This window comes from Ruegeria sp. I1 (genome assembly GCF_056532675.1).
Map to the genome: position 1 here is coordinate 122583 of NZ_JBQFNM010000008.1, position 24495 is coordinate 147077.

At 58.0% G+C, this 24495-nt stretch carries 21 protein-coding genes; 14 read left to right on the top strand and 7 right to left on the bottom strand.

All coding sequences use genetic code 11. From position 1 onward, the window contains the following. Nucleotides 1-106 precede the first annotated feature (106 nt). Both hrcA and ACR0DH_RS15480 read left to right on the top strand, forming a co-directional pair. Complete coding sequence (hrcA, locus tag ACR0DH_RS15475) at nucleotides 107-1171, top strand: heat-inducible transcriptional repressor HrcA (protein ID WP_480550455.1); 1065 nt, start codon at nucleotides 107-109, stop codon at nucleotides 1169-1171. A gap of 10 nt (nucleotides 1172-1181) precedes the next feature. Further along, nucleotides 1182-1745 (top strand): nucleotide exchange factor GrpE, encoded by a 564-nt coding sequence (locus tag ACR0DH_RS15480; protein ID WP_170534249.1) that lies wholly within the window; start codon nucleotides 1182-1184, stop codon nucleotides 1743-1745. Nucleotides 1746-1803: 58 nt separating this feature from the next. On the opposite strand, the gene mutS is transcribed toward ACR0DH_RS15480, so the two are convergent. Beyond that, the gene (mutS, locus tag ACR0DH_RS15485; protein ID WP_480550572.1) at nucleotides 1804-4416 is read right to left on the bottom strand and encodes a DNA mismatch repair protein MutS; all 2613 of its coding nucleotides are present in this window, start codon (nucleotides 4414-4416) and stop codon (nucleotides 1804-1806) included. Between the two features lie 161 nt (nucleotides 4417-4577). Here mutS and ACR0DH_RS15490 point away from each other — a divergent pair, with 161 nt between their 5' ends. Both ACR0DH_RS15490 and ACR0DH_RS15495 read left to right on the top strand, forming a co-directional pair. Next, the gene (locus ACR0DH_RS15490; protein ID WP_480550457.1) at nucleotides 4578-6833 is read left to right on the top strand and encodes an NADP-dependent malic enzyme; all 2256 of its coding nucleotides are present in this window, start codon (nucleotides 4578-4580) and stop codon (nucleotides 6831-6833) included. 3 nt (nucleotides 6834-6836) lie between these two features. Then, complete coding sequence (locus tag ACR0DH_RS15495) at nucleotides 6837-7709, top strand: ribokinase (RefSeq protein ID WP_480550459.1); 873 nt, start codon at nucleotides 6837-6839, stop codon at nucleotides 7707-7709. On the opposite strand, the gene msrA is transcribed toward ACR0DH_RS15495, so the two are convergent. From msrA to ACR0DH_RS15510, 3 genes are all read right to left on the bottom strand, one after another. Further along, nucleotides 7706-8377 carry a peptide-methionine (S)-S-oxide reductase MsrA gene (msrA, locus tag ACR0DH_RS15500; RefSeq protein ID WP_480543703.1) on the bottom strand — a complete coding sequence of 224 codons (672 nt, stop codon included), beginning with the start codon at nucleotides 8375-8377 and terminating at the stop codon, nucleotides 7706-7708. The genes ACR0DH_RS15495 and msrA overlap by 4 nt on opposite strands. A 95-nt stretch (nucleotides 8378-8472) precedes the next feature. Continuing rightward, nucleotides 8473-8754, bottom strand: coding sequence for an SCP2 sterol-binding domain-containing protein (locus tag ACR0DH_RS15505; protein WP_480550461.1), 282 nt, complete (start codon nucleotides 8752-8754; stop codon nucleotides 8473-8475). Between the two features lie 134 nt (nucleotides 8755-8888). Beyond that, the gene (locus ACR0DH_RS15510; protein WP_480550463.1) at nucleotides 8889-10115 is read right to left on the bottom strand and encodes an argininosuccinate synthase; all 1227 of its coding nucleotides are present in this window, start codon (nucleotides 10113-10115) and stop codon (nucleotides 8889-8891) included. 214 nt (nucleotides 10116-10329) lie between these two features. Here ACR0DH_RS15510 and ilvA point away from each other — a divergent pair, with 214 nt between their 5' ends. Then, complete coding sequence (gene ilvA, locus ACR0DH_RS15515) at nucleotides 10330-11556, top strand: threonine ammonia-lyase IlvA (RefSeq protein ID WP_480550465.1); 1227 nt, start codon at nucleotides 10330-10332, stop codon at nucleotides 11554-11556. On the opposite strand, the gene ACR0DH_RS15520 is transcribed toward ilvA, so the two are convergent. Then, nucleotides 11553-11882, bottom strand: a complete 330-nt coding sequence (locus ACR0DH_RS15520) for an Hpt domain-containing protein (RefSeq protein WP_480550467.1) — start codon at nucleotides 11880-11882, stop codon at nucleotides 11553-11555. The genes ilvA and ACR0DH_RS15520 overlap by 4 nt on opposite strands. A gap of 155 nt (nucleotides 11883-12037) precedes the next feature. Here ACR0DH_RS15520 and ACR0DH_RS15525 point away from each other — a divergent pair, with 155 nt between their 5' ends. Further along, a complete protein-coding gene (locus tag ACR0DH_RS15525; RefSeq protein ID WP_480550469.1) occupies nucleotides 12038-13309 on the top strand; it encodes a PP2C family protein-serine/threonine phosphatase in 1272 nt (423 codons plus the stop codon). Here ACR0DH_RS15525 and ACR0DH_RS15530 read toward each other — a convergent pair. Beyond that, entirely contained in the window at nucleotides 13306-13749 is a 444-nt protein-coding gene (locus ACR0DH_RS15530; RefSeq protein ID WP_480550471.1) for an NUDIX hydrolase, read from the bottom strand. The two genes, ACR0DH_RS15525 and ACR0DH_RS15530, sit on opposite strands and share 4 nt — an antisense overlap. A gap of 76 nt (nucleotides 13750-13825) precedes the next feature. Between ACR0DH_RS15530 and hslO the strand changes: the two genes are divergently transcribed. The 8 genes from hslO (at nucleotide 13826) to ACR0DH_RS15570 (ending at nucleotide 23060) form a co-directional block, all read left to right on the top strand. Continuing rightward, the gene (hslO, locus tag ACR0DH_RS15535) at nucleotides 13826-14812 is read left to right on the top strand and encodes an Hsp33 family molecular chaperone HslO (RefSeq protein WP_480550473.1); all 987 of its coding nucleotides are present in this window, start codon (nucleotides 13826-13828) and stop codon (nucleotides 14810-14812) included. Further along, entirely contained in the window at nucleotides 14787-15401 is a 615-nt protein-coding gene (locus tag ACR0DH_RS15540; RefSeq protein WP_480550475.1) for a CoA pyrophosphatase, read from the top strand. Before hslO ends, ACR0DH_RS15540 begins: the two co-directional genes overlap by 26 nt. Next, a complete protein-coding gene (locus ACR0DH_RS15545; protein ID WP_480550477.1) occupies nucleotides 15398-16552 on the top strand; it encodes a CCA tRNA nucleotidyltransferase in 1155 nt (384 codons plus the stop codon). The genes ACR0DH_RS15540 and ACR0DH_RS15545 overlap by 4 nt, the downstream gene beginning before the upstream one ends. Nucleotides 16553-16743: 191 nt before the next feature. Continuing rightward, nucleotides 16744-18582, top strand: a complete 1839-nt coding sequence (locus ACR0DH_RS15550) for an ABC transporter ATP-binding protein (RefSeq protein WP_480550479.1) — start codon at nucleotides 16744-16746, stop codon at nucleotides 18580-18582. After that, the gene (locus ACR0DH_RS15555; protein WP_480550481.1) at nucleotides 18579-20411 is read left to right on the top strand and encodes an ABC transporter ATP-binding protein; all 1833 of its coding nucleotides are present in this window, start codon (nucleotides 18579-18581) and stop codon (nucleotides 20409-20411) included. Before ACR0DH_RS15550 ends, ACR0DH_RS15555 begins: the two co-directional genes overlap by 4 nt. A gap of 39 nt (nucleotides 20412-20450) precedes the next feature. Beyond that, nucleotides 20451-21680 carry a class I SAM-dependent RNA methyltransferase gene (locus tag ACR0DH_RS15560; RefSeq protein WP_480550483.1) on the top strand — a complete coding sequence of 410 codons (1230 nt, stop codon included), beginning with the start codon at nucleotides 20451-20453 and terminating at the stop codon, nucleotides 21678-21680. 13 nt (nucleotides 21681-21693) lie between these two features. After that, the gene (locus tag ACR0DH_RS15565) at nucleotides 21694-22479 is read left to right on the top strand and encodes an ion transporter (protein ID WP_480550485.1); all 786 of its coding nucleotides are present in this window, start codon (nucleotides 21694-21696) and stop codon (nucleotides 22477-22479) included. 62 nt (nucleotides 22480-22541) lie between these two features. Further along, entirely contained in the window at nucleotides 22542-23060 is a 519-nt protein-coding gene (locus ACR0DH_RS15570; protein WP_480543680.1) for a L,D-transpeptidase family protein, read from the top strand. Here ACR0DH_RS15570 and ACR0DH_RS15575 read toward each other — a convergent pair. After that, the gene (locus ACR0DH_RS15575; RefSeq protein WP_480550487.1) at nucleotides 23044-24489 is read right to left on the bottom strand and encodes a nodulation protein NodH; all 1446 of its coding nucleotides are present in this window, start codon (nucleotides 24487-24489) and stop codon (nucleotides 23044-23046) included. The two genes, ACR0DH_RS15570 and ACR0DH_RS15575, sit on opposite strands and share 17 nt — an antisense overlap. Nucleotides 24490-24495: the final 6 nt, after the last annotated feature.

The window sequence follows — 24495 nt, forward strand, 5'->3', positions numbered from 1 at the left end:
TCCTTTGTTTGCTGGGTTGGGGATACCGCTCTGTAGCGTTACGATGCAACCCCGATTGACCTTTCTTGTGCCTGCTATTTAATGGCTGTCCAGCAAGGGTGCGCGGATGAGCGAAGCGAGCAAAATTCTGAGCGAGATGAACGACCGGTCACGTGAGGTGTTCCGGCTGATCGTCGAAAGCTATCTGGACAGCGGTGAGCCAGTCGGCAGCCGCACGCTGACACGCACCCTTTCGGAGAAAGTCAGCGCGGCGACCGTGCGGAATGTGATGCAGGATTTGGAGTTTCTGGGCCTGTTGGACAGTCCCCACGTCAGCGCGGGACGCATTCCAACTCAGCAAGGGCTGCGGATGTTTGTGGACGGGCTGCTAGAAGTTGGTGATCTGGGCGCGGATGACCGTCAGAAACTGGATGAGACTTTAGGCTCTAACGCTGGCAATGTCGGCGGGATGCTGGATCGTGTGGGCTCTGCATTGTCACACGTGACACATGGAGCGTCACTGGTTTTGACGCCCAAACATGAATCCGAGATCAAGCATATCGAGTTTGTCTCACTTGCTCATGATCGCGCGCTGGTGGTTCTGGTTTTTGCCGATGGTCACGTGGAAAACCGGCTTTTTACGCCGCCGCCAGGACAGACGCCAAGCTCAATGCGGGAGGCGGCGAATTTCCTGAATGCGCTGATTGAGGGACGTACGCTCAGCGAAGTACGACGGCAGATGCAAAGCCAGATCGATGCGCGCAGGCAAGAAATTGACGTTCTGGCCCGCGCGATGGTCGAAAGCGGAATTGCGGCCTGGGATGGTGACGGGACTGACTCGGCCCGTTTGATCGTGCGCGGGCGGGCGAATCTGTTGGGTGAATCTGGTCAGGAAGAAGAGCTAGAGCGTATTCGGTCCTTGTTTGACGATCTGGAGCGCAAGCGTGACATCGCGGAATTCCTTGAATTGGCCGAAGAAGGTGAGGGCGTTCGCATTTTTATTGGCTCTGAGAACAAACTTTTCTCACTTTCGGGTTCCTCTTTGGTGGTGTCTCCATATATGAACGCTGATCGTAAGATAATTGGTGCGGTTGGGGTCATCGGGCCCACACGTCTGAATTACGGGCGGATCGTACCGATCGTGGATTATACGGCGCAACTGGTCGGCAAGCTGATATCCGACCGGAGCTAGAGGGTAAGAGATGGCAGAGCCCAAGAACGAAGATTTTCTGGACGATATCGCAACGGCCGAAGCGGAAGAGCTGGCTGAAGAGCTGATGGATATCAGCGAAGAGGCGTTGGAAGTCGACGCGCTGCGCGCTGAGCGGGACGATTACAAAGACAAGTTCATGCGCGCGCTGGCGGATGCCGAGAATGCGCGCAAACGCGGCGACAAAGCGCGCCGGGACGCGGAACAGTATGGCGGATCAAAGCTGGCCCGCGACATGTTGCCGGTTTACGACAACATGAAACGCGCGCTTGAGGCCGCGACCGATGAGCAGAAAGAGGTTGCTGGCCCTCTGTTGGAAGGTGTTGAACTGACCATGCGGGCGTTGAAAGATGTTTTTCAGAAGCACGGGATTGAGGTGATCACGCCTGAAGTTGGTGATCGGTTCGATCCTAATGTGCATGAGGCGATGTTTGAAGCGCCAGTACCGGGAACACGCGCGGGGGACATCATTCAGGTTTCGGCTGAAGGGTTCATGTTGCACGACCGTTTGCTGCGCCCGGCGCAGGTTGGCGTGTCGTCGACACCTGCGAGCTGATTGGCCTCTGCGAGGCCAAGCCTCCGGCGGAGGTATTTTTGAACCGAAGAAGGGGCGGTCAGGATTTGGTCGCCTCTTTCAATTTGTAGATCAGGTCAAGTGCTTCGCGGGGGGTCAGCTCGTCGGGCAGGATGTCGTTCAGCATGTCCGCGACCGGTGAGGCTCTCGGTGCAGGCGGCGGTGGTGGAGCGGCAGAGAAGAGCGGAAGGTCGTCGATCAGGGATTTTTGTTTACCGCCCTCACGTTCGGTTTTTTCCAGTTGATCCAATACGATGCGGGCTCGTTCAACAACTGAGGCAGGCAGGCCCGCCAGTTGGGCGACCTGCACGCCATAGGATCGGTCAGCGGCGCCTTTGTGGACCTCGTGCAGGAAGATGACCTCACATTCCCATTCCTTCACGGCGACGGTGGCGTTGTCGACGCCTTTAAGCTTTCCGGCAAGCGCGGTGATTTCGTGGTAATGCGTGGCAAACAAGGCGCGGCATTGGTTGGCGGCGTGGAGGTGCTCTAATGTGGCCCAGGCGATGGAGAGGCCGTCATAGGTGGCGGTGCCGCGACCGATTTCATCCAGAATGACCAGGGCGCGGTCATCGGCCTGGTTCAGAATGGCGGCAGTTTCGACCATTTCGACCATAAAGGTCGAGCGGCCTCGAGCCAGGTCGTCAGAGGCTCCGACGCGGCTGAAAAGCTGGCTGACAAGGCCGATATGGGCCTGTTCCGCAGGCACGTAACTGCCCATTTGGGCGAGTAGGGCGATCAAGGCGTTTTGGCGGAGGAAGGTTGATTTACCGGCCATGTTGGGACCGGTCAGCAACCAGATGGCGGCCCCGTCTTCGGCGCTGAGGTCGCAATCATTGGCGACGAAGGCACCGCCGCTTTGCTGGCGTAGCGCGTGTTCGACTACCGGGTGGCGTCCGCCCTGAACCTCAAAGGCGCGCGAGGTGTCGACCTGTGGGCGGCACCAGTTCTCACCACGCGCAAGATCGGCAAGGGCTGTGGTCAGGTCGAGTTCGGCCAGCCCTCGGGCGGCCTGGTTGATACGGGTGGCGAGGGCCAGAATTTCGCCAGAAAGCCTTTTATAGAGCCGCTTTTCGATCTCAAGCGCCAAGTTTCCAGCATTCAAGATACGGGTTTCGATTTCCGAGAGTTCGACGGTGGTAAACCGCACCTGATTGGCGGTGGTTTGGCGATGGATATAGGTCTCGGAGAACGGCGGGTTCAGCATCTTCTCGGCATGCGTAGCCGTTGTTTCGATGAAATAGCCCAACACGTTGTTGTGCTTGATCTTCAGCGACGTGATACCGGTGTGTTCCGCATATTTTTGCTGAAACCCAGCGATGACAGATCGGCCTTCGTCGCGCAGGGTGCGCGCTTCGTCGAGTTCGGAGTCAAATCCGGGGGCGATGAAACCTCCGTCGCGGGCCAGTAGGGGGGGGTTGGCCACCAAAGCCTCATCCAACAAGTTCAGAAGGTCGTCGAAGCCGACAAGGTTTTGCAAAGCGGTTGCTAGCAGGACCGGCAGATCCTGCCCTTCGCAGATGCCGGCAATTGCGGAGGCTTGGGTCAGGCCGTTGCGGATGGCGGCCAGATCGCGAGGCCCGCCACGTTCAAGCGACAGGCGAGACAGGGCGCGGTCCAGATCGGGGGTTTTGCGCAGGGCTTCGCGCAGGTCCGAGGCGATCAGGCTGTCTTCGGCGGCAAAGCTGACAGCGTCCAGACGGGTATGGATCACATCCAAATTGCGGGACGGGCTTGAGAGGCGTTGTTCCAGCAACCGTGCCCCGCCCGGTGTGGCGGTGCGGTCAACCACCGACAACAACGATCCGGCGCGACCGCCCGACAGGGACCGGGTCAGTTCCAGATTGCGGCGCGTGGCGGCATCGATCTGTACCACGCGGTCCTCGGACTCCTTAAGGGGTGTTTGCAGCAGGGGCAGTTTGCCTTTCTGCGTTATTTCAAGATAGTCGATCAGGGCACCCATCGCGGACACTTCGGCCCGGCCAAAGGACCCGAACGCCTCCAGCGCGCCCACGTGAAACAGCTCGCAGATGCGTTTTTCCGCCGCGGTACTGTCGAAACTTGCGCGTCCGACAGGCGTCAGCGAAATCCCAAGGTCGCGGACGGTTTCGTTCAGCGATTGCTCCATCCCGTCGGCAACGATCAGCTCGGAAGGGGCGAGCCGGGCCAGCTCGGGACTGAGGCGCACGGAGGTTAAAGGCATCACATGAAATGCCCCGGTCGAGATGTCGGCCCAGGCCAGTGCGGCCTCATCCCGGACCTCAGCATAAGTGGCCAGAAAGTTGTGGCGGCGGGCTTCAAGCAGGGCGTCTTCTGTCAGCGTTCCCGGAGTCACCAAACGCACAACATCGCGCTTTACGACCGATTTAGAGCCTCTTTTCTTCGCTTCGGCTGGGCTTTCCATTTGTTCGCAGACGGCCACGCGGAACCCTTTGCGGATGAGGGTCAGCAAATAGCCCTCGGCCGCATGAACCGGGACACCGCACATCGGGATGTCGTCGCCATTGTGTTTGCCGCGCTTGGTCAGGGCGATGTCCAGCGCCTCGGCAGCATTGACGGCATCCTCGAAGAACATTTCGTAGAAATCGCCCATACGGTAGAACAGCAGGGCGTCGGCATGGGCCTCTTTGATCTCAAGATACTGCGCCATCATCGGCGTGACTGTGGACAAAAGTGGCCCCCTTCTGGCGTGTTCCGGACGCGACCTTACAAACCCCGCATCTTCTGTAAAAGCCGAAAACTCATTCCCGTTGAGGCGCGCGCCTGCCTGCGCTATGAGGCATCAGCCCCGAAGTCATGGAAACGACGTTCAAAATGCCCAAAGCGAAGATCACCAAAGAAGAGGCGCTGGCCTTTCACCTGGACCCAACCCCCGGCAAGTGGGAAGTGCAGGCCACCGTCCCCATGACTACGCAGCGCGATCTATCGCTGGCCTATAGCCCCGGCGTCGCTGTTCCATGTGAAGCCATCGCCGAGGCACCTGAGACCGCGTATGACTATACCAATAAGGGCAACCTGGTTGCTGTGATCTCAAACGGAACAGCTGTGCTGGGCCTGGGTAACCTTGGTGCACTGGGCTCGAAGCCGGTGATGGAAGGGAAATCGGTTCTCTTCAAACGGTTTGCGGACGTGAACTCGATCGATATCGAGTTGGACACCGAAGACCCGGATGAGTTCTGCCGCGCGGTGCGGTTGATGGGGCCGACCTTTGGCGGCATCAATCTGGAAGATATCAAGGCGCCCGAGTGTTTCATCATCGAACAGCGCCTGAAGGAAGAGATGGATATCCCCGTCTTCCACGATGACCAGCACGGCACGGCTGTGATCTGCGCGGCGGGTCTGCTGAACGCGCTGCATATTTCGGGCAAAAAGATCGAGGACGTTAAGATTGTACTGAACGGTGCGGGGGCTGCGGGGATCGCCTGTATCGAGCTGCTCAAGTCGATGGGCGCGCGGCACGAGAACTGCATCGTCTGTGACACAAAGGGCGTGATCTATCAGGGCCGGACCGAAGGGATGAACCAGTGGAAATCGGCCCATGCGATCTCGACCGATCTGCGGTCGCTGGAAGATGCCATGAAGGGTGCGGATGTGTTCCTGGGCGTTTCGGTCAAGGGCGCCGTGACGCAGGATATGGTTGTCAGCATGGCCGATAATCCGGTGATATTTGCGATGGCGAACCCCGACCCTGAGATCACACCGGAAGAGGCGCATGAGGTCCGCGTTGACGCGATCGTTGCCACAGGCCGCAGCGATTATCCCAATCAGGTCAACAACGTGCTGGGCTTTCCCTACCTGTTTCGCGGTGCGCTGGACATCCACGCACGCGCCATTAATGACGAGATGAAGATCGCCTGTGCCCATGCTTTGGCCCGTCTGGCGCGTGAGGATGTGCCGGATGAGGTTGCAATGGCCTACGGCAAATCGCTGACCTTTGGCCGCGATTACATCATCCCGACGCCCTTTGACCCGCGCCTGATCCACCGTATCCCACCCGCTGTGGCGAAGGCCGGGATGGACACAGGCGCGGCCCGCCGTCCGATCATCGACATGGACGCTTATGAGCTGAGCCTGAAATCCCGCATGGATCCGACCGCCAGCATCCTGCGCGGCCTGAACGCCCGTGCCCGTCAGGCGCAAAGCCGGATGATCTTTGCCGAGGGCGACGATCCACGCGTGCTGCGCGCAGCTGTGATGTATCAGCGTTCTGGCTTCGGCAAGGCGATGGTGGTTGGTCGCCAAGACGATGTGAAGCAAAAGCTGGAAGCAGCTGGATTGGGCGATGCGGTGCGCGAGCTTGAGGTCGTGAACGCGGCCAACACCACGCATTTGGACAGCTACAAAGACTTCCTCTATCAACGCCTTCAACGTAAAGGCTTTGATCACAAGGATATTCATCGTCTGGCGGCGCGGGACCGGCACGTGTTCTCGTCCCTCATGCTGGCCCATGGACATGGTGACGGTTTGGTCACCGGGGCAACCCGAAAATCGGCACATGTGCTGGATCGGATCAACCACGTGTTTGACGCTGACGCCCAACACGGCGCTGCGGGTGTAACCGCGCTGTTGCACAAGGGGCGGATTGTTCTGATCGGTGATACGTTGGTTCATGAATGGCCGGACGAAAACGATCTGGCCAATATCGCTGAGCGCGCCGCAGCCGTGGCCCGCCACATGGGGATAGAGCCTCGGGTGGCCTTTGTCAGCTTTTCGACCTTTGGTTATCCAGTGTCAGAGCGGGCCGAGAAAATGCATGTGGCACCCGCAGTGCTTGATCAGCGCGGCGTGGATTTCGAATACGAAGGTGAGATGACCGTCGATGTCGCGCTGAATGTGGACCAGCAGGAGGCGTATCCGTTTCAGCGCCTCACCGGCCCGGCCAACATTCTGATCGTGCCTGCGCGCCATTCAGCCAGCATTTCAACCAAGTTGATGCAGGAAATGGGCGGGGCCACTGTGATAGGCCCGATCTTGTCCGGCATAGGTAAGCAAATTCAGATTTGTTCGACGGTTTCAACAGCCAATGATATCCTGAACATGGCCATTCTGGCCTCGTGTGAGATTGGGTAAGCAATGACAATCTGGAACCTCGGCTCGATCAACGCGGATATGGTCTATGCCTTGCCGCATCTGCCTGCGCCGGGGGAAACTCTGGCGGCTAGCGGGCTCGAGAAGTTTCTGGGTGGCAAGGGCGCCAATATGTCGGTGGCTGCCGCGCGGGCGGGATCACGCGTCAGCCATATCGGAGCGGTCGGTGCGGATGGGCGCTGGGCACAGGAGCGGTTGACGGAATATGGTGTCGATACGCGGTTTATTGCTGAGGCCAGCAGCCCCACGGGTCATGCCATCATTGCGGTCGATGCGCAGGGTGAGAACCTGATCATTCTGTATCCGGGCGCCAATCACGCGCTTGAAGATGGGCAGATCGGGCAGGCGCTTGCGTCTGCCAACACCGGCGATCTGCTTGTTTTTCAGAATGAAACCAACGCACAGGTCGAGGCCGCCCGCATGGCGCGCGAGCTTGGTCTGACCGTCTGCTATGCAGCTGCCCCGTTCGAGGCTGAGGCGGTTCAGGCCGTGCTGCCCTATCTGGATTTCCTAATCCTGAATGAGGTTGAAGCCGAACAGTTGAAACAGGAAACAGGTCTAAGTGCGGCCGAACTGCCTGTACGACATGTGATCGTGACGCTTGGGTCCAAGGGCGCGCGGTATCTACAGCAAGGCTGCGATCCGGTCGATTTTGCTGCGCATAAGGTGCAGGCCGTGGATACAACCGGGGCAGGCGATACTTTCACCGGCTACGTGCTGGCGGGAATGGATCGGGGTATGCCGATGGAACAGGCAATTCTGCAAGCCAACCGCGCCGCTGCCTTGATGGTGACACGGCACGGCACGGCGGATGTTATTCCGGACCTGCGGGAGGTGCGCGACGCGCAGTTCGATTAGGACCCGGCAAACGGTGCATCTGTACCCCAAAGCTGTTTGACCCGCGCGTCCCGACCGCAGGCTTTGCGATAAGCCTTATAGGCGTTCTTTTGGCGCTTGGGCCCAAAGCGGGTGAACACAACCTTTTCGCCCTTATAGTAATCCTGATGATAGGCTTCGGCCGGATAAAAGGTGGTTTCCTGTAGAATGGGCGTCACAACGGTTTGGCCGAGCGCGGATTGGGCCTCAGCCTTTGCTTGCTCGGCTAAGGCTTTTTCGCCTGTGTTAGAGACGAAAATAGCTGTGCGATAGCTGTCACCCCGGTCGCAGAACTGTCCGCCTGCATCGGTGGGATCAACAGAACGGAAGAACATGTCCAGCAAGGTATCCCGAGAGACTTTGCTGGGATCAAAGGTGATCTGAACCGCCTCATAATGGCCGGTTTCGCCCTTGGTCACGTCCTTGTAGCTGGGGTTGGCGGTGGTGCCACCGGTATAACCGGACACCGCACCAATTACGCCGGGTACCGTTTCAAAATCGGATTCGACACACCAGAAACACCCGCCGGCGACCGTTAGCGTTTCGGTTTCTGCGGCAGAACCCGGCAGGGCGCGCAGTAGTGCCGCCAGCAAGATTAGCACAAAAAGTAAGGAGGGTTTTATACAATCGAGATAAGCAGTCCGGGTCATGGCAGGTCTCCTTCCGAGACCAAGCTGCCCGTAGATGCCTCGCCTTGCAATGCGCTGACATCGATTGTCACGCGCTGGTGAGACGATTTTATCGTCTATCCCAGCAGCTGCCCCAGCTTCATCGCAACGCCCATATTGCCCGAAATCTTGAGCTTGCCCATGGCCACGCCGGTCACCGGATTCAGCTTACCAGTCAGCAATTTGGTCAGGTTGTCCTGTGAAATCCGGATCGTGCAGTCGGTTTCCCGATCCAGCGTACTGGCCTGATTGTCGGCCAGCACGATGACACCCGCCTCGCCGCAATCGAACTTGAGCGAGCCATCAAAGCTTTTGCCGTTCAGCCCTTTTTGAATTCCGTCGGCGATATCTTGCAGCATTGAGCGTCCCTTCTTGGTTGACGCAGGCGTAAAGATATCCAGACCCAACAGGCAAGCCTGACCCTACGGGAAGCAGCATATAAAAAACCCGGCATCCAAAGGATTGCCGGGTTTCCAAATTGTTCTGGGACGGCTTACTTGCTAAGCCGCTTGTCGCGCGCTGCCAGCAGTTTCAGGCGCAGCGCGTTTAGCTGGATAAAGCCTGCCGCGTCTTTTTGATCGTAGGCACCAGCGTCTTCCTCAAAGGTCACATGCGCCTCGGAATAGAGCGAATGATCCGACCAGCGGCCCACGGTCGAGGCCAGACCTTTGTACAGTTTCACCCGTACGGTTCCGGTGACATGTTCTTGCGATTTGTCGATGGCGGCCTGCAGCATTTCGCGCTCGGGTGAGTACCAGAAGCCGTTATAGATCAGTTCCGCATATTGCGGCATCAGCTGGTCTTTCAGGTGCATCGCGCCACGGTCCATGGTGATGGATTCGATCCCACGGTGTGCTTCCAGCAGGATGGTGCCGCCCGGAGTTTCGTAGATGCCGCGCGACTTCATGCCAACGAACCGGCCTTCGACCAGATCGAGACGACCGATGCCGTGCTTTCCGCCATACTCGTTCAGCTTGGTCAGGATAGTGGCCGGGCTCATCGCCTCGCCATTGATACTGACCGCATCACCTTTTTCGAAACCGATCTCGATGAATTCGGGCTCATTCGGCGCGTCCTCGGGGTGGACGGTGCGCTGATAGACATAGTCGGGTGCCATATCGGCGGGGTCTTCCAGCACTTTGCCCTCGGATGAGGTGTGCAGCAGGTTTGCGTCGACAGAGAACGGAGCTTCGCCGCGTTTGTCTTTTGCAATCGGAATCTGGTTCTGTTCGGCAAATTCTAACAGCTTGGTGCGGCTAGACAGGTCCCATTCACGCCACGGCGCAATGACTTTGATGTCGGGGTTGAGCGCGTAAGCCGCCAGTTCGAACCGCACCTGATCGTTGCCCTTGCCGGTTGCGCCGTGGGCGACGGCGTCAGCACCAGTGGCCTCGGCAATCTCGACCAGACGTTTCGAAATCAGAGGCCGCGCGATCGAGGTGCCCAGCAAATACAGACCTTCGTATTGCGCATTGGCACGGAACATCGGGAAGACGAAGTCGCGGATAAATTCCTCGCGGATATCCTCAATATAGATGTTCTCGGGCTTGATCCCCAGCAGCTCGGCCTTCTGGCGAGCGGGTTCCAGCTCCTCGCCCTGACCTAGATCGGCGGTGAAGGTCACAACCTCACAGCCATACTCGGTCTGCAGCCATTTCAGAATGATCGAGGTATCAAGGCCACCGGAATAGGCCAGAACAACTTTCTTGGGCGCGGACATCTGATTTCCCTTTATGCGTAGAACGACTGGCCCCTAGCGGGTTTTGAACGCGGGGGCAAGTTATGTGCGTTGACCGCGCGTTGGAATTGCAAAGACGCACCCAAAAACGGTGCCTGGACGGGGTAGGATACCTATTTTGAACATACGAGGTCGAACACGTCGTACACATATGTATTCCTTGCCCTTTTAGTCGGGATAGGCCACTGAAACGGGCATGACTGACTTTATGACCCGTGCCCGAACCGCCGAACAGGCGATGCGTACCGTGTTCCCGGCGACACCGTTGCAGCGAAACGCGCATTTGTCCGACCGTTATGGCGCAGACATTTGGCTTAAGCGCGAAGACCTCAGCCCGGTGCGATCCTACAAGATTCGCGGCGCGTTCAATGCGATGCGCAAACAGCAAGGGCAGGAGCTATTCGTTTGCGCCAGCGCGGGCAATCACGCGCAGGGCGTGGCCTATATGTGCAAGCATTTGGGCGTGAAGGGCGTGATCTTCATGCCGGTGACGACGCCGCAGCAAAAAATCCAGAAAACCCGCATCTTTGGCGGTGACAACATCGAGATTCACCTGACCGGGGACTATTTCGATGACACTCTGGCCGCGGCACAGGCATGGTGTGCCGCACAGGGCGGTCATTTCCTGTCGCCTTTTGACGATGAGGATGTGATCGAAGGTCAGGCGTCCTTGGCGGTCGAGATCGAAGAACAGTTGGGTCGGGTACCTGACCATGTGCTGCTGCCTGTGGGTGGCGGTGGTATGTCCGCTGGAGTGGCGACCTGGTTCAGGGATCGCACCCATTGCCTGTTTGTCGAACCCAAGGGCGGTGCCTGTCTGCATGCGGCGATGGCGGCGGGGCATCCGGTGGCGTTGGATCACGTGGACAATTTCGTCGATGGTGCGGCGGTTGGGAAGATCGGGGCCAAGCCGTTCGAATTGCTGAAATCACGGCATCTGTCAGATGTGCTGGTTCTATCTGAGGATCGTATCTGCACCACCATGATCGAGATGCTGAATGTCGAAGGCATCGTGCTAGAGCCCGCAGGCGCCCTGGCCATCGAAGCGATTGCAGATGTGCAAAGCTTTATTCGCGGCAAAACTGTTGTTTGCGTGACCTCGGGCGGCAATTTCGATTTTGAACGCCTGCCCGAGGTCAAGGAGCGCGCGCAGCGCTATTCCGGGGTCAAGAAATACTTCATTTTGCGCCTGCCGCAGCGCCCTGGCGCGTTGAAAGAGTTCCTGAACATCCTAGGCCCCGAGGATGACATTGCCCGGTTTGAATACATGAAGAAATCCGCGCGCAACTTCGGGTCAGTCCTGATCGGGATCGAAACCCGCAAGCCCGAGAATTTTGCGCGCCTGTTTGCGCATCTGGATGAGGCCGGGTTTACCTATACCGACATCACCGAAGATGAGACGCTGGCACAGTTCGTGATTTAGGTCAGATTGCTAGGTAATTCGGCCTGAAACACAGATTTGGATGCGTCATAAACGGCCAGGATTTCGGTTAGATCCACCTCTGCCGCTTGCCCGGCGGCAGCCCGGCGCTCGCCATCCTGACAGAGTTTCGAGAACTGATTGAAGCCCAAGCTCATGGCGCTGCCTTTGAGGAAATGCAGGTTCTGTTCCAACTCAAGTCGTTCGGTATCGGCATGCAGGCGCGCGATCACTTCCTGCACCTCGTCCAGAAAGATTTCGATGACCTCATCAATTTCATCTGCGCCGACCTCGTCCCGCAATTGTCTGACTCGCGGCCAGTGGATCATCGTCATCCTCCTGAATCGGAATAAGGGTGATCTTTGCTAACGCATGTCCGGTAAATGTGCGGTTAAGGCCAAAGACCATAGCGCCTTCACGGGATGTTAAACCCCAGCGCGATAGGTTTGCCGCGTCCCTGAAGAAGGAAGCCTGGGGTTAAAGGGTGTCAGCACTAAGTCTTGAACAAGCCGGTTCTGAACTGGATTTCGGTGCGATCCGAAAGGTGCTGGTCGTGGATGACAGCCGCCTGCAAAGGCGCATTCTTGTGGCCTCGCTCAAGAAATGGGGATTTGAGGTGCTTGAGGCAGACAACGGTGAAAAGGCTCTTGAGCTTTGCGCTGAATTTGCACCTGATCTCGTGCTCAGCGATTGGGTGATGCCAGGCATGAGTGGACTGGAGTTCTGCCGTGATTTTCGCGCGCTCGATTCTGAACACTACAGCTATTTCATTCTTCTGACATCGAAAAGCGAAAAGCAGGAAGTCGCGCGTGGGCTGGATGCCGGGGCGGATGATTTTCTAATCAAGCCGCTAGAGGCTGATGAGCTGCGGGCACGTATCTCTGCCGGGGCACGCATATTGGATATGCAGAGAGAGCTTTCGGATAAGAACCGCCTGATCGAATCTGCTCTCGACGAGCTGAAGCTGGCCCATGATGCGATCGACAAAGACCTGAAACAGGCCCGAAAAATACAGGAATCACTGGTCCCGGAATTGACGCGAGAGTTCGGTGTTTCCCGGGTCAGTCTGTTGTTGAAGCCCTGCGGTCACATTGGCGGCGATCTGGTGGGCATGTTCTCGCCCGGTCCGAACCGCCTGGGATTCTACAGCATCGATGTCTCGGGCCACGGGATCACGTCAGCGATGATGACCGCGCGGCTTGGTGGCTATCTGTCCAGCCAGCATTTCGATCAGAATTTGGCGCTGGAGAAACGAATGGACAAGTTCTACGCGTTATTGCCGCCGGAGCAAGTGGCCGAAACGCTCAATTCACGTTTGATGGTGGACACCGGGATCGAGGAGTATTTCACAATGGTCTACGCCATTGTGGATCTGCGTAGCGGGCATATGAAAATGGTGCAGGCCGGACATCCGCACCCCTTGCTGCTGAGGCAGGATGGCAGCACCGAATATCTTGGCGATGGCGGCCTTCCCATCGGATTGATCCCAGATGCGAGTTTTCAGCAGATTGAAACAAAGCTGAATCCGGGTGACCGGCTTTTGCTGCATTCCGATGGTTTCACGGAATGTCACCTGGCAGAAGGCGGGCTGCTGGAGGAGGAGGGTCTACGTGAAATGGCGTTGGACTGTGCGTCTGGCCAGGGTGGATCAGAATTTCTGGATGATATGTTCTGGCGGCTGACCCAGCGCATGCCGCCCAACGAAGGCATGGGAGACGACGTTTCGGCGGTATTTTTTGAATATAACGGGCACTAAAGACCGTTCAGGTGCTGGGCTGCAAAGTGGCGGTCGCCGTCATTTCCCAGCAGCTCAACCGCATCCGCGCTGTGCATCCAAAGCGCCTCGTGAAAGGCTTCGGTTGGCGGGCCCAATTGCAGGACAGGGCGGGCGCGGTAAATCAGGCAGACCTTCTCGGCCCATAAATCGTATTCGGGCATATAAGTGAAGCGGCGAAAGGCGCCGACGCGTTCCGGCGAGGCGATGCGCCATCCGGTTTCCTCATAAACCTCACGATGCAGCGCGGTAATGGGCGATTCGCCGGGATCAATACCACCGCCCGGCAGCTGCAGATCTGGCCCCGGTTCGGTCTGGCAGGTCAAAAGCAGGTGCTTTTCACGCGGAAGCAACGCATAAACGCCCACCCTGCGCGTATAGGATCGCCCGGGTTCAGGGCTTTCACCAAACCGTCTGATCATGTATGGCCCCTTACAACCCAAACTCTGTGACCTATATGGTGCCGGTATGCCAACCTGTGGCGTGTAAGGAAACCCCATGTCTCTTGGAACAAAAATCGCGTGGGACGATACCGTCCTGCCCTTTCAACTTGATGTGTCCGACATGCGTGGCCGCGTCGCCCGCCTGGACGGGGTGCTGGATGGCATCCTGAAGCAGCATGACTATCCCGAACAGGTCGAGGCGCTGGTGGCCGAGATGGCCTTGCTGACCGCATTGATCGGCCAGACCGTGTCGCTGCGCTGGAAGCTGTCGTTGCAGGTTCAATCCAAGGGCGCGGTGCGCATGATCGCAACCGATTATTATGCGCCCACTGTCGAAGGTGAACCCGCACGTATTCGCGCCTATGCCAACTTTGACCGGGATCGACTGACCAACAGCGCCCCCTTTGATCAGGTGGGCGAAGGGTATTTTGCGATCATGATCGATCAGGGCGAAGGCACGCAGCCTTATCAGGGCATTACTCCGTTGGACGGAGCGTCGATCAGCGCCTCGGCCGAGGCATATTTCGCCCAATCCGAACAGCTGCCAACCCGTTTCTCGCTGAGCTTCGGCAAATCGACCGAACCTGAAGTGGGTGAGCATTGGCGCGCCGGCGGGATCATGTTGCAGCACATGCCCAAAGCTTCGCCCTTTGCGGCCTCGGGTGAGGGGACGGGTGAAATCCTCACCGCCAACGATCTGGTCGACGGCGAAGAAGGTGAAAACTGGGGCCGGGTCAACATCCTTCTGGATACGGTTGATGATCTGGAACTGATCGGCCCATCCATCGCGCCGACCGATCTGTTGATCCGCCTGTTTCACGAAGAAAGCCCACGCGTCTATGACGCGCAGATGGTACAGTTTGGCTGCACCTGTTCGGAAGAACGCGTACGTCAAAGCTTATCGATCTATTCGGCTAGGGACATTGAAAAGATGACGACGCCCGAAGGCAAGGTTACTGCCGATTGTCAGTTTTGCGGGGCGCATTATGTGCTGGATCCCGCGACGGTTGGTTTTGATGCGGAAGACGCCAGCGGTGCATGATCCGACGGATCAGATTGCTGCGGCGTTGCATCGTCCGGGCCATGGGTCCAGTGATTTTGATCTGAACCCTGAAACTGTACTTCCCCCCGGGCGCAAATTGCGTCCGGCCGGGGTTCTGGTGCCGATCTCAGTTTCCGGGGATGTGCCGCGTTTGATCCTGACAAAGCGGTCATCGGCTTTGAAACACCATCCCGGCCAGATCGCCTTTCCTGGGGGCAAACAGGATGAAGGTGACGCGGATATCACCGCCGCCGCCCTGCGCGAAGCGCATGAGGAAATTGGCCTGCATCCAGAGTTGCCCGAAGTGATCGGCTTTCTACCCAGCCATGAAACGGTGACCTCGTTCGCTGTTACCCCGGTTGTGGCCATCATCCGCCAAGGTTTTGATCCAGTGCCCGAGCCGGGCGAAGTGGATGAGGTTTTCTCAGTTCCACTTGCACATCTGCTAAAGCCCGAGAATTATGTGATCGAGTCGCGCCGGTGGCGTGGCCAACGGCGGAAATACTTCGCTGTTCCCTATGGTCCTTATTACATCTGGGGCGCGACGGCTCGCATATTGCGCGGGCTTGCAGCACGGGTAAGTGAATGAAGCAGATCAGCGCGCCTTGGGTTTCGGACCCGGCGACTCAGGCGGTTTGTGAAGCCCTCACCACAGGAGGGGCGCAGGCCCTGTTCGTGGGCGGATGCGTGCGCAACGCCCTGCTGGGCGCGCCCGTTTCGGATATTGATATTGCCACGGATGCGCATCCCGAACGGGTGATGGAACTGGCTCAAAAGGCTGGCCTTAAGGCGATTCCGACGGGGTTGGAACACGGCACGATTACCATCGTTTGCGATCATACCCCACATGAAGTCACGACCTTTCGACGCGATGTGGAAACCGATGGCCGCCGTGCGGTTGTGGACTTTGCCGACACCGTTGAAGAAGACGCCGCGCGCCGCGATTTCACAATGAACGCGATCTACGCGCAGCCCGACGGCACGGTGCTGGACCCGCTGTCAGGCTTGCCTGACCTTCAGGCGCGGCGCGTGCGGTTTATTGGAACGGCCGAAAACCGCATCCGCGAGGACTATCTGCGCTCGCTGCGCTATTTCCGGTTTCACGCCTGGTATGGCGACGCCGATGCCGGATTTGACGCCGATGCGCTCGCTGCGATTGCGTCCAATCTGGATGGGCTGACAACGCTATCCCGTGAACGGGTCGGGGCTGAGCTGATAAAACTGCTAGGCGCGCCAGACCCTGCGCCCTCGGTGGCTGCGATGCGCAGCGCGGGTGTCTTGGCTCATCTGTTGCCCGGTGCGGATGACCGTGCCATGGCGCCGCTGATCGCTATAGAACAGGCCGCCGGTGCCGCGCCTGATCCGGTGCGCCGGCTGGCCGCGATTGCCACACCCGAGGATGCCGCGACACTGCGCTTGAGCCGGGCGCAACTGCAACGCATGACCCGAATGCGGGAGGAGGCGCAGGCCTCAACCAGCATCGAAGAGTTGGGCTATCGCTACGGCGACGACGGAGGCCTGCACGAAACCTTGCTGCGCTGTGCCTTCTTCGAACACCCCTGGTCAGAGGACTTGCGCCAAGCTCTCCATCACGGTGCAGCGGCACGTTTCCCGATCAGCGCCGCCGATCTGATCCCCAACTTCACCGGCCCCGCGCTGGGCAAGAAACTGGCCGAGCTTGAGGCGCGGTGGATCGCATCTGACTTCACCCTGACCCGCGAGGAATTGCTGGCCGGTTGAAGTGAAGTCTCAAAAAGGGATGACAAACGATTTTGTTTGTGGTTACGTGCGGCAGACTCATGGATGGAGGAATGCGAATGTATTACGGGATCTGGTTCGGCTAAAGCCAGGGCACTTTCCCCGTAAAGGGTGGTGTTCAGGCGCCATTCTTCTTCGCATGTCTGTATTTCTGCTCAATCGGAGCACTCTCCATGTTTCGCTATTTCGAAAACCTTGTTGACCCTTTTGTTGCCTATCGTGAGACCGATAAGCCACCCACACGGCTGTGGCCGTTCATGCTGGATTACTCGCGCCCATTTTTCCGGGTTTTCTTTTGGGCTGCGCTGATTTCCATCATCGTGGCTGCTGTTGAGATCGGGTTGATCTACTATATGGGCCGTGTCGTGGACCTGTTGGGGGGCACCCCCGCAGAGGTCTGGCAAAACCACGGGACCGAGCTGTTGTTGATGGCAGGCTTTATCCTGCTGTTGCGTCCGCTGCTGCATCTGGTCGATGTGCTGCTGCTGAACAACACGATCCTGCCGAACTTTGGTACGCTGATCCGCTGGCGGGCGCATAAACACGTTCTGCGTCAGTCCGTTGGCTGGTTCGAGAATGACTTTGCAGGCCGCATTGCCAACCGGATCATGCAAACCCCGCCCGCGGCAGGCGAGGTGGTGTTTCAGGTCTTTGACGCCATCTCATTCTCGCTGGCTTATTTGATTGGTGCTGCGATCTTGCTTTATGCGGCTGATGCACGCCTGCTGATCCCTTTGCTCATCTGGTTTGCGTTGTATGGGCTGCTTGTCCACTGGACGGTGAAACGAGTCGGCCCCGCGTCTCAGGCTGCATCTGATGCGCGTTCGACTGTCACGGGCCGGGTTGTCGACAGCTACACCAACATCCACTCGGTCAAGATGTTTGCTCATGGCCGACAGGAGCTGGATTATGCGCGTGAAGCGATCGAGGAAACGCGTCGGACCTTTCAGGTCGAGATGCGGATATTCACGATCATGGATGCGGTTCTGGTTACTTTGAACGGCTTTCTGATCGTTGGGGTTGTAGGCTGGGCGATTGCTCTTTGGATGCAGGGTACCGCTTCGGTTGGCGTTGTTGCGGCTGCAACGGCGCTGACCCTGCGCTTGAACGCGATGACCGGATGGATCATGTGGGCGCTGACCAGCTTCTTCCGCCAGCTTGGCATCGTGGCCGAAGGGATGGAGACGATTGCTCAGCCCATCGATCTGCTGGATGCACCGGCTTCAAAGCCATTGCAGCTGAGTAAGGGCCAGATCGAAATCCGCGATCTGTCGCACCACTACGGTCGTGAAACGGGTGGTCTGGATCATATCAACCTGACCATTCAGCCGGGCGAAAAGATCGGTCTGATTGGTCGATCTGGTGCAGGCAAATCGACCCTAGTTAAGCTGCTTTTGCGGTTTTATGACGTCGAACTGGGCGCGATCCTGATCGACGATCAGAACATCGCGCAAGTCACGCAAGACAGTTTGCGCGGGCATATCGGCATGGTTCAGCAGGACAGCGCGTTGCTGCACCGTTCGGTGCGTGACAACATCCTCTATGGTCGTCCGGATGCGACCGAAGAGCAGATGGTCGCCGCTGCCAAACAGGCCGAGGCGCATGAGTTCATTCTTGACCTGCAAGACCCGCAGGGGCGGACCGGCTATGACGCGCATGTGGGTGAGCGGGGCGTGAAACTGTCCGGCGGTCAGCGGCAGCGGGTGACTCTTGCCAGGGTGATTTTGAAGGACGCGCCGATCTTGTTGTTGGATGAGGCGACATCTGCCCTAGATTCCGAGGTTGAAGCGTCCATTCAGGAAACCCTCTACGGAATGATGCAAGGTAAAACCGTGATCGCGATTGCCCACAGGCTCAGCACCATCGCGCAGATGGACCGTATTCTGGTGATGGATGCGGGCCGGATCGTCGAAGAAGGCGCGCATGCCGATCTTTTGGCGCAGGGCGGCCTTTACGCGCAGTTCTGGGCGCGACAATCTGGTGGCTTCATGAACCCGGAGGCCGCTGAATGAGGGTCGCTGACCTCATCAACCCGTTCAAAAACATCGAAACGCCCCCACCACAAACGTTGGGGGCGTTCATTCGCTGGGCGCTATCCGGTGCCTGGCCCATGCTTTTTGTCGCGGCCTTCTTCTCGGCAGCAGCCGGTACGATGGAGGCGGGAACAGCTTGGATCCTGGGCCGCGTCATCGATGTGGCCACGACCAGCGGGCCGGACGGGTTTCTGACTGGTGGCAATCTTTGGATGATTTTGGGCGGCGTTGCGTTCTTTATGCTGTTGCGGCCTGTGTTTTTCGGGTTCTCGGCCTTCTCGAACAACTATGTCGTCATGCCGAATATCCCGCCACTTGTTCTGGCCAAGCTGAACCGATGGACGCTGGGCCAGTCTGTCACGTACTTCGACGATGATTTCGCAGGACGGATTGCACAAAAACAGGTTCAGACCGCGACAGCTCTGGCTTCGGTCGTCTCGGAAACGATCAGCGCAATTGTCTTTGCTTTGGCTTCTCTCGTGGGCTCTTTGCTTTTGTTAGGGTCGATTCATCCTCTGGTCATGCTGCCCTTTATTGCCTGGTTGGCGGTCTATTTTCTGCTGGTGCGTTGGTATTTGCCGCGTATCCGCAAACGATCAGGTGCACGGGCAGGTGCGCGTGCAATGGTGTCGGGGCAAATCGTCGATACGATCACCAATATCAAAACGGTCAAACTGTTTGCCCATGCCCGGCATGAGGATCAGGCAGCGCGCAATTCGATGGTTGATCTGCGGGAGCGTTCGTTAGAGTTCGGGCTACTTTCGGCCAGCTTTCGGGTCATTCTTATGACTTTGGCGGGTGTGCTGCCCGTGATGCTTATTGGGGCGACGCTGTGGCTTTGGCAGAGCGGTGTTGCGACCACCGGTGATATCGTGGCGGCAGGGGCTGTTTCGGTCCGTATCTCGCAGATGACTGGTTGGGTCAGCTTCACGCTGATGGGGCTGTACGCCAATGTTGGTGAGATTGAGAACGGGATGAAAACCCTGGCCAAGCGCGACCGGGTCGAGGATGCATCGCAGGCCAAAGATCTGGTAGTGACCCATGGCGCGATCACATTTGACGACGTCAGCTTTGCCTACGGCCGGGAAATCGGGGGCGTTTCAGAACTGGAATTGACCATTAAACCGGGCGAAAAGCTTGGGATTGTCGGGGCATCCGGGGCAGGCAAATCTACCCTCGTTTCGCTACTACTCAGGCTCTACGATGGGGAAAATGGCGTTATTAGCATCGATGGGCAGGACATCTCGCAGGTGACGCAGGACAGTTTGCGCCGTCAGATTGGCATGGTCACGCAGGAAACGGCCATGTTCAATCGGTCCGCACGTGAAAATATCCTGTATGGGCGCCCAGATGCATCCGAGGATGAAATGATCGAGGCAGCCGAAAAAGCCGAGGCGCATGAGTTCATCCTGAGTCTGGAGGATGCGCAGGGCCGCAAAGGCTATGATGCGCATCTGGGTGAGCGTGGCGTGAAGCTCAGTGGGGGTCAGCGACAACGGATCGCACTGGCCCGCGCCATTTTGAAAGATGCCCCGATCCTGGTGCTGGATGAGGCCACATCGGCGTTGGATTCTGAGGTCGAAGCCTCGATCCAAACCGCGCTGCATCGCGTGATGCAGGGCAAAACCGTTCTGGCCATTGCGCACCGCCTGTCCACACTCAGCGAAATGGATCGGATCGTCGTTCTGGATGAGGGACGCATCGTCGAAACCGGTACGCATGACGCGCTGTTGGACCAGGGCGGTCTGTATGCGCGGTTCTGGCATCGCCAGTCTGGTGGTTTCATTCAGGCAGAAGCCGCCGAATAAGGGTTTTGTTGCGGCCAAACCCCCGTTATCAGGCCCGGTATGACGGAAATCTACACCATAAACCGGCTTGGCCATCAGGGCGACGGCATCGCCGACGGCCCGGTCTATGCGCCCCGCACCCTTCCGGGTGAGGTGGTTTCGGGTACGTTGCTGGGTCAGTTTCTATCGGACATCCGCGTGGAAACTCCATCGGACCAACGCGTGAAAGCGCCTTGCCGCCATTACAAAGCCTGCGGCGGGTGCCAGCTGCAGCATGCATCGGACGCTTTTGTTGCTGATTGGAAGGTGGATGTTGTCCGAACCGCGCTGTCCGCACAGGGGTTGGAGGCGCCCATGCGTCCAATCCATATCTCGCCCGAACGCTCACGCCGTCGTGCGACAATCGCAGTGCGTCGGACCAAAAAGGGGATGCTGGCCGGGTTTCACGGGCGCGCATCTGACGTAATCACAGAAATCCCGGATTGCCATCTGCTTGATCCCGCATTGATCGCCGGTATTCCCGTGGCCGAGGCGCTTGCGATGCTGGGCGGCAGCCGCAAGGGCGTTCTGGCCGTGACACTGACCTTGTCCGACGGCGGGCTGGATGTTGCGGTTGCGGGTGGCAAACCGCTGGATGGGCCGTTGGAACTGGCTCTTGCGCAAGCGACTGAAAAGCACGGGCTTGCCCGGCTCAGCTGGGATGGTGAGGTCATCGCCATGCGCCAGCCCCCAATTCAGCGGTTCGGGCAGGCGGAGGTCACACCACCTCCGGGCGCGTTCCTGCAGGCGACGAAGGATGGTGTGCAGGCTCTAACACGTGCTGTTTTGGAGGCAACGCAAGGTGCCAAGCGCGTTGCTGATCTGTTCGCGGGCAGCGGGACGTTTTCATTACCACTGGCTCAGACGGCCGAGGTTCATGCAGTTGAGGGCGAAGCCGCGATGGCCCAAGCACTGGATCAGGGCTGGCGCAGGGCGACGGGGTTGAAGCGCGTCACGACCGAGGCGCGCGATCTGTTTCGCCGCCCATTGATGCCCGATGAGTTGAAGGCCTTTGATGCGGTCATTCTGGACCCACCACGCGCGGGGGCAGAGGCGCAGGTGGCTGAACTGGCACAAGCGCTGCGCCCAGTGATCGCTTATGTGTCCTGTAACCCGGTGACCTTCGCGCGCGATGCAAAAATGCTTGTCAACGCCGGCTACACCCTTGAATGGGTACAGGTTGTTGACCAATTTCGGTGGTCATCACATACGGAACTGGCCGCGCGGTTTGTGTTGAACCCCGCATCCTGAGGAGACAGCGAACATGGGCTTTCGACAGCGATTGCAGCACATCATCGAAACACCCATGTTTGGGCGTTTCATCACCGGTGTGATCATGTTCAACGCCGTGCTGTTGGGTATGGAAACCTCTCCGACCTTGATGGAGATCGCAGGCCCGCTGATTGTGACGCTTGATAAGCTTTGCCTTGCCATTTTCGTTGCTGAGATTGCGATGAAACTGGTGGCGACAGGGCGCAACTTTTTCAAAAGCGGCTGGAATCTGTTCGATTTTGTGATCGTGGGGATCGCTTTGGTGCCCAGTGCTGGCAGCCTGTCGGTTCTGCGGGCGCTGCGGATACTGCGGGTGTTGCGCGTCATTTCGGTTGCACCGCGCCTGCGCCGGGTGGTCGAAGGCTTCATCTCGGCCTTACCGGGTATGGCCAGTGTGTTCCTGCTGATGGCGATCCTGTTCTATATCGGCTCGGTGATCTCGACCAAGCTGTTCTCGGAAAGCTTCCCAAACTGGTTCGGCGATCTGGGCCTGTCAGCCTATACATTGTTCCAGATCATGACGCTGGAAAGCTGGTCCATGGGCATCGTCCGCCCCGTGATGGAAGTGTATCCCTACGCATGGCTTTTCTTTGTTCCGTTCATCATGGTGACGACCTTCGCGGTGGTGAACCTGCTGGTTGGTCTGATCGTAAACTCGATGCAGGATGCGCATCATGCCGAGGATGAGGTCAAAACCGATGCCTACCGTGATGAGGTACTTGAGCGGCTGGAAGCCATCGAACGCCGCTTAATTGAGCAATCGAACATCAAAAAGTGATTTCAGTTTTTTGATTTTTTGGCATAATAGCCAAAAAAAACCAGAGTAGCAGGCAGTGAAACATGGATCGTCGAGCATTTGGATTGGGTGCGATGGCTACGCTAAGCCTTTCGGCTTGTGCCTCAGCCAGCCCTAGAATTCTATCTTACAATGGGCCCGAGGTGACCTCTTTGGTCGTCAACAAGGGTGCGCGGAAGCTGTATCTTCTGCACAACGAACAGATACTTCGACAATATGATGTCGATCTGGGCTTTGCGCCCAGAGGTACCAAAACCAAGCGTGGCGATGGGCGCACGCCCGAGGGCACATATCTGATCGACCGCCGTAACCCGCGCAGCCGGTATCATCTGTCGCTGGGGATTTCCTATCCAAACTCGGCTGATATCGCCAAGGCCAAAGCCGCCGGAGTCGATCCGGGCGGGGATATCTTTATCCACGGCCAGCCGAACCTGCGGTCAGAATTCAAGCGCGCGAAAAAGACGCCGGATTGGACGGCGGGCTGCATCGCGGTCAAGAATGACGAGATGGAAGAGATCTACGCGATGGTCAATCGGGGGACGTTGATCACCCTGCGGGCCTGACCGGGCGCCATTCGCCAAACCCGAATTGATCAAAGTCGCGCTGGTAGGTTTCAGCTGCCAGCGCCTGCAACCTGTCATCGCAGATCTGATTCAGTGAAAACGGAGTTTCCGCTGCGCTGGTACCCGGCGCTGGCGGATTGTCATGGCCCATGATCCGCGCCAGATCGGGCAGGGTGGTTGGCAACTCATCCTCGCGCAGGATCAGGTCAGGCATCGCGAAGGTTGATATCCCCTCTAGTGCTTGCGCCTGGGTGCACCAGCTTGCATCCACGCGGATTGGGGTTTGGCCCGCAATGTTGTGGCGCAGAAAGGTCAGGAAGGCAGAAAATGCTTCATAGTGCTGGTCTTTGGAATAGTTCTTTTCGCGCACCTGACCGGGGATCGGCAGTTTGAACCGATTGCGCAATTGCGTGCGGAGGTCTTCATAACACTCCGGCCCTTTGTTCAGGATATGGGTGCAGAACGTGCTATGCGCGCGCGCCAAGGGATGGCGTAGCACCGTGAATTTGCGATGACCGGGCGAAGATCGCATCCAATCGCGAACCATGTCGGGCGTCAGTTCAGTGCGCAATTCATCGGCACCCACACCGTCCAGCGCGGCCATCCAGTGCTGCACAACCGGATCGATACCACCATTCAGGGGCATGTAGATCAGCGGAGTTTTGGCTGCGAGGATGTATCCACTCACTGCAGGATCGCGCTTGGGCTCGAAGTTTGGGCCGCGGGTGATGGAGAGCAGGTCCAGCCTGGATAGTGTTTTTTGCATTTCATCCGGGTTGGTGACTTTGGACACGGCCGGTGTCGGGTTCTGCGGTTTCAGCCGGTCATCCAATTGGCCCAGCCTTGACGAAACCCCAAGCCAGGCGGCCAGGCCGTTCAGAATGCTCAGATCGGTCAGGTCGTTGTAATCAATGTAGAACGCGGCCTGACCAGTGCGTTGCAGATGGGCGTGCAGGCGGGACTGAAACCCATAGTGCCCATCCAGATAGTCCGAAAATTCGCGCCCGTCGAAGTCAACTTGGGCCTCAAGCCGTCGTTTGATGTTCTTTAGCTGCCACTGCTTGGTTTTGCGCACGATCTTGAGCGACAGATAGCTGTCCAGCGGATTGCGGGTCAGAATGATCTTGGCACAACGTGGATCATTCAGGGCTGGCTCCAGCACCCTGGGATCATGGTCCTGAAAATATCGGAAGCCGTTCAACGCATTTGCGTCAGAGCACATCGCCTCTATCAGCTGTGCGGGATCCTTATCCCTTTGTTCCAACGTTATGCCCAATACATCCTGCGCTTTGACGCGACCAATGAAGTGCGGGTTGAAGGCTTCTCCATGACAGGTGATGCTCTCGAGTGCGTTCAGATTGGCCTCAAGCAGGTTCGAGCCTGTGCGCATGGCGGCCAGTATAATGAAGTAGTCAAACGGTCGCGTCATCGGCCA

Bases quoted from the DNA above. Each gene is read 5' to 3' on its own strand.
- hrcA (WP_480550455.1), top strand. From the start codon at position 107: ATGAGCGAAGCGAGCAAAATTCTGAGCGAGATGAACGACCGGTCACGT.
- ACR0DH_RS15480 (WP_170534249.1), top strand. From the start codon at position 1,182: ATGGCAGAGCCCAAGAACGAAGATTTTCTGGACGATATCGCAACGGCC.
- mutS (WP_480550572.1), bottom strand. From the start codon at position 4,416: ATGATGGCGCAGTATCTTGAGATCAAAGAGGCCCATGCCGACGCCCTG.
- ACR0DH_RS15490 (WP_480550457.1), top strand. From the start codon at position 4,578: ATGCCCAAAGCGAAGATCACCAAAGAAGAGGCGCTGGCCTTTCACCTG.
- ACR0DH_RS15495 (WP_480550459.1), top strand. From the start codon at position 6,837: ATGACAATCTGGAACCTCGGCTCGATCAACGCGGATATGGTCTATGCC.
- msrA (WP_480543703.1), bottom strand. From the start codon at position 8,377: ATGACCCGGACTGCTTATCTCGATTGTATAAAACCCTCCTTACTTTTT.
- ACR0DH_RS15505 (WP_480550461.1), bottom strand. From the start codon at position 8,754: ATGCTGCAAGATATCGCCGACGGAATTCAAAAAGGGCTGAACGGCAAA.
- ACR0DH_RS15510 (WP_480550463.1), bottom strand. From the start codon at position 10,115: ATGTCCGCGCCCAAGAAAGTTGTTCTGGCCTATTCCGGTGGCCTTGAT.
- ilvA (WP_480550465.1), top strand. From the start codon at position 10,330: ATGACTGACTTTATGACCCGTGCCCGAACCGCCGAACAGGCGATGCGT.
- ACR0DH_RS15520 (WP_480550467.1), bottom strand. From the start codon at position 11,882: ATGATCCACTGGCCGCGAGTCAGACAATTGCGGGACGAGGTCGGCGCA.
- ACR0DH_RS15530 (WP_480550471.1), bottom strand. From the start codon at position 13,749: ATGATCAGACGGTTTGGTGAAAGCCCTGAACCCGGGCGATCCTATACG.
- hslO (WP_480550473.1), top strand. From the start codon at position 13,826: ATGTCTCTTGGAACAAAAATCGCGTGGGACGATACCGTCCTGCCCTTT.
- ACR0DH_RS15540 (WP_480550475.1), top strand. From the start codon at position 14,787: ATGCGGAAGACGCCAGCGGTGCATGATCCGACGGATCAGATTGCTGCG.
- ACR0DH_RS15545 (WP_480550477.1), top strand. From the start codon at position 15,398: ATGAAGCAGATCAGCGCGCCTTGGGTTTCGGACCCGGCGACTCAGGCG.
- ACR0DH_RS15550 (WP_480550479.1), top strand. From the start codon at position 16,744: ATGTTTCGCTATTTCGAAAACCTTGTTGACCCTTTTGTTGCCTATCGT.
- ACR0DH_RS15555 (WP_480550481.1), top strand. From the start codon at position 18,579: ATGAGGGTCGCTGACCTCATCAACCCGTTCAAAAACATCGAAACGCCC.
- ACR0DH_RS15560 (WP_480550483.1), top strand. From the start codon at position 20,451: ATGACGGAAATCTACACCATAAACCGGCTTGGCCATCAGGGCGACGGC.
- ACR0DH_RS15565 (WP_480550485.1), top strand. From the start codon at position 21,694: ATGGGCTTTCGACAGCGATTGCAGCACATCATCGAAACACCCATGTTT.
- ACR0DH_RS15570 (WP_480543680.1), top strand. From the start codon at position 22,542: ATGGATCGTCGAGCATTTGGATTGGGTGCGATGGCTACGCTAAGCCTT.
- ACR0DH_RS15575 (WP_480550487.1), bottom strand. From the start codon at position 24,489: ATGACGCGACCGTTTGACTACTTCATTATACTGGCCGCCATGCGCACA.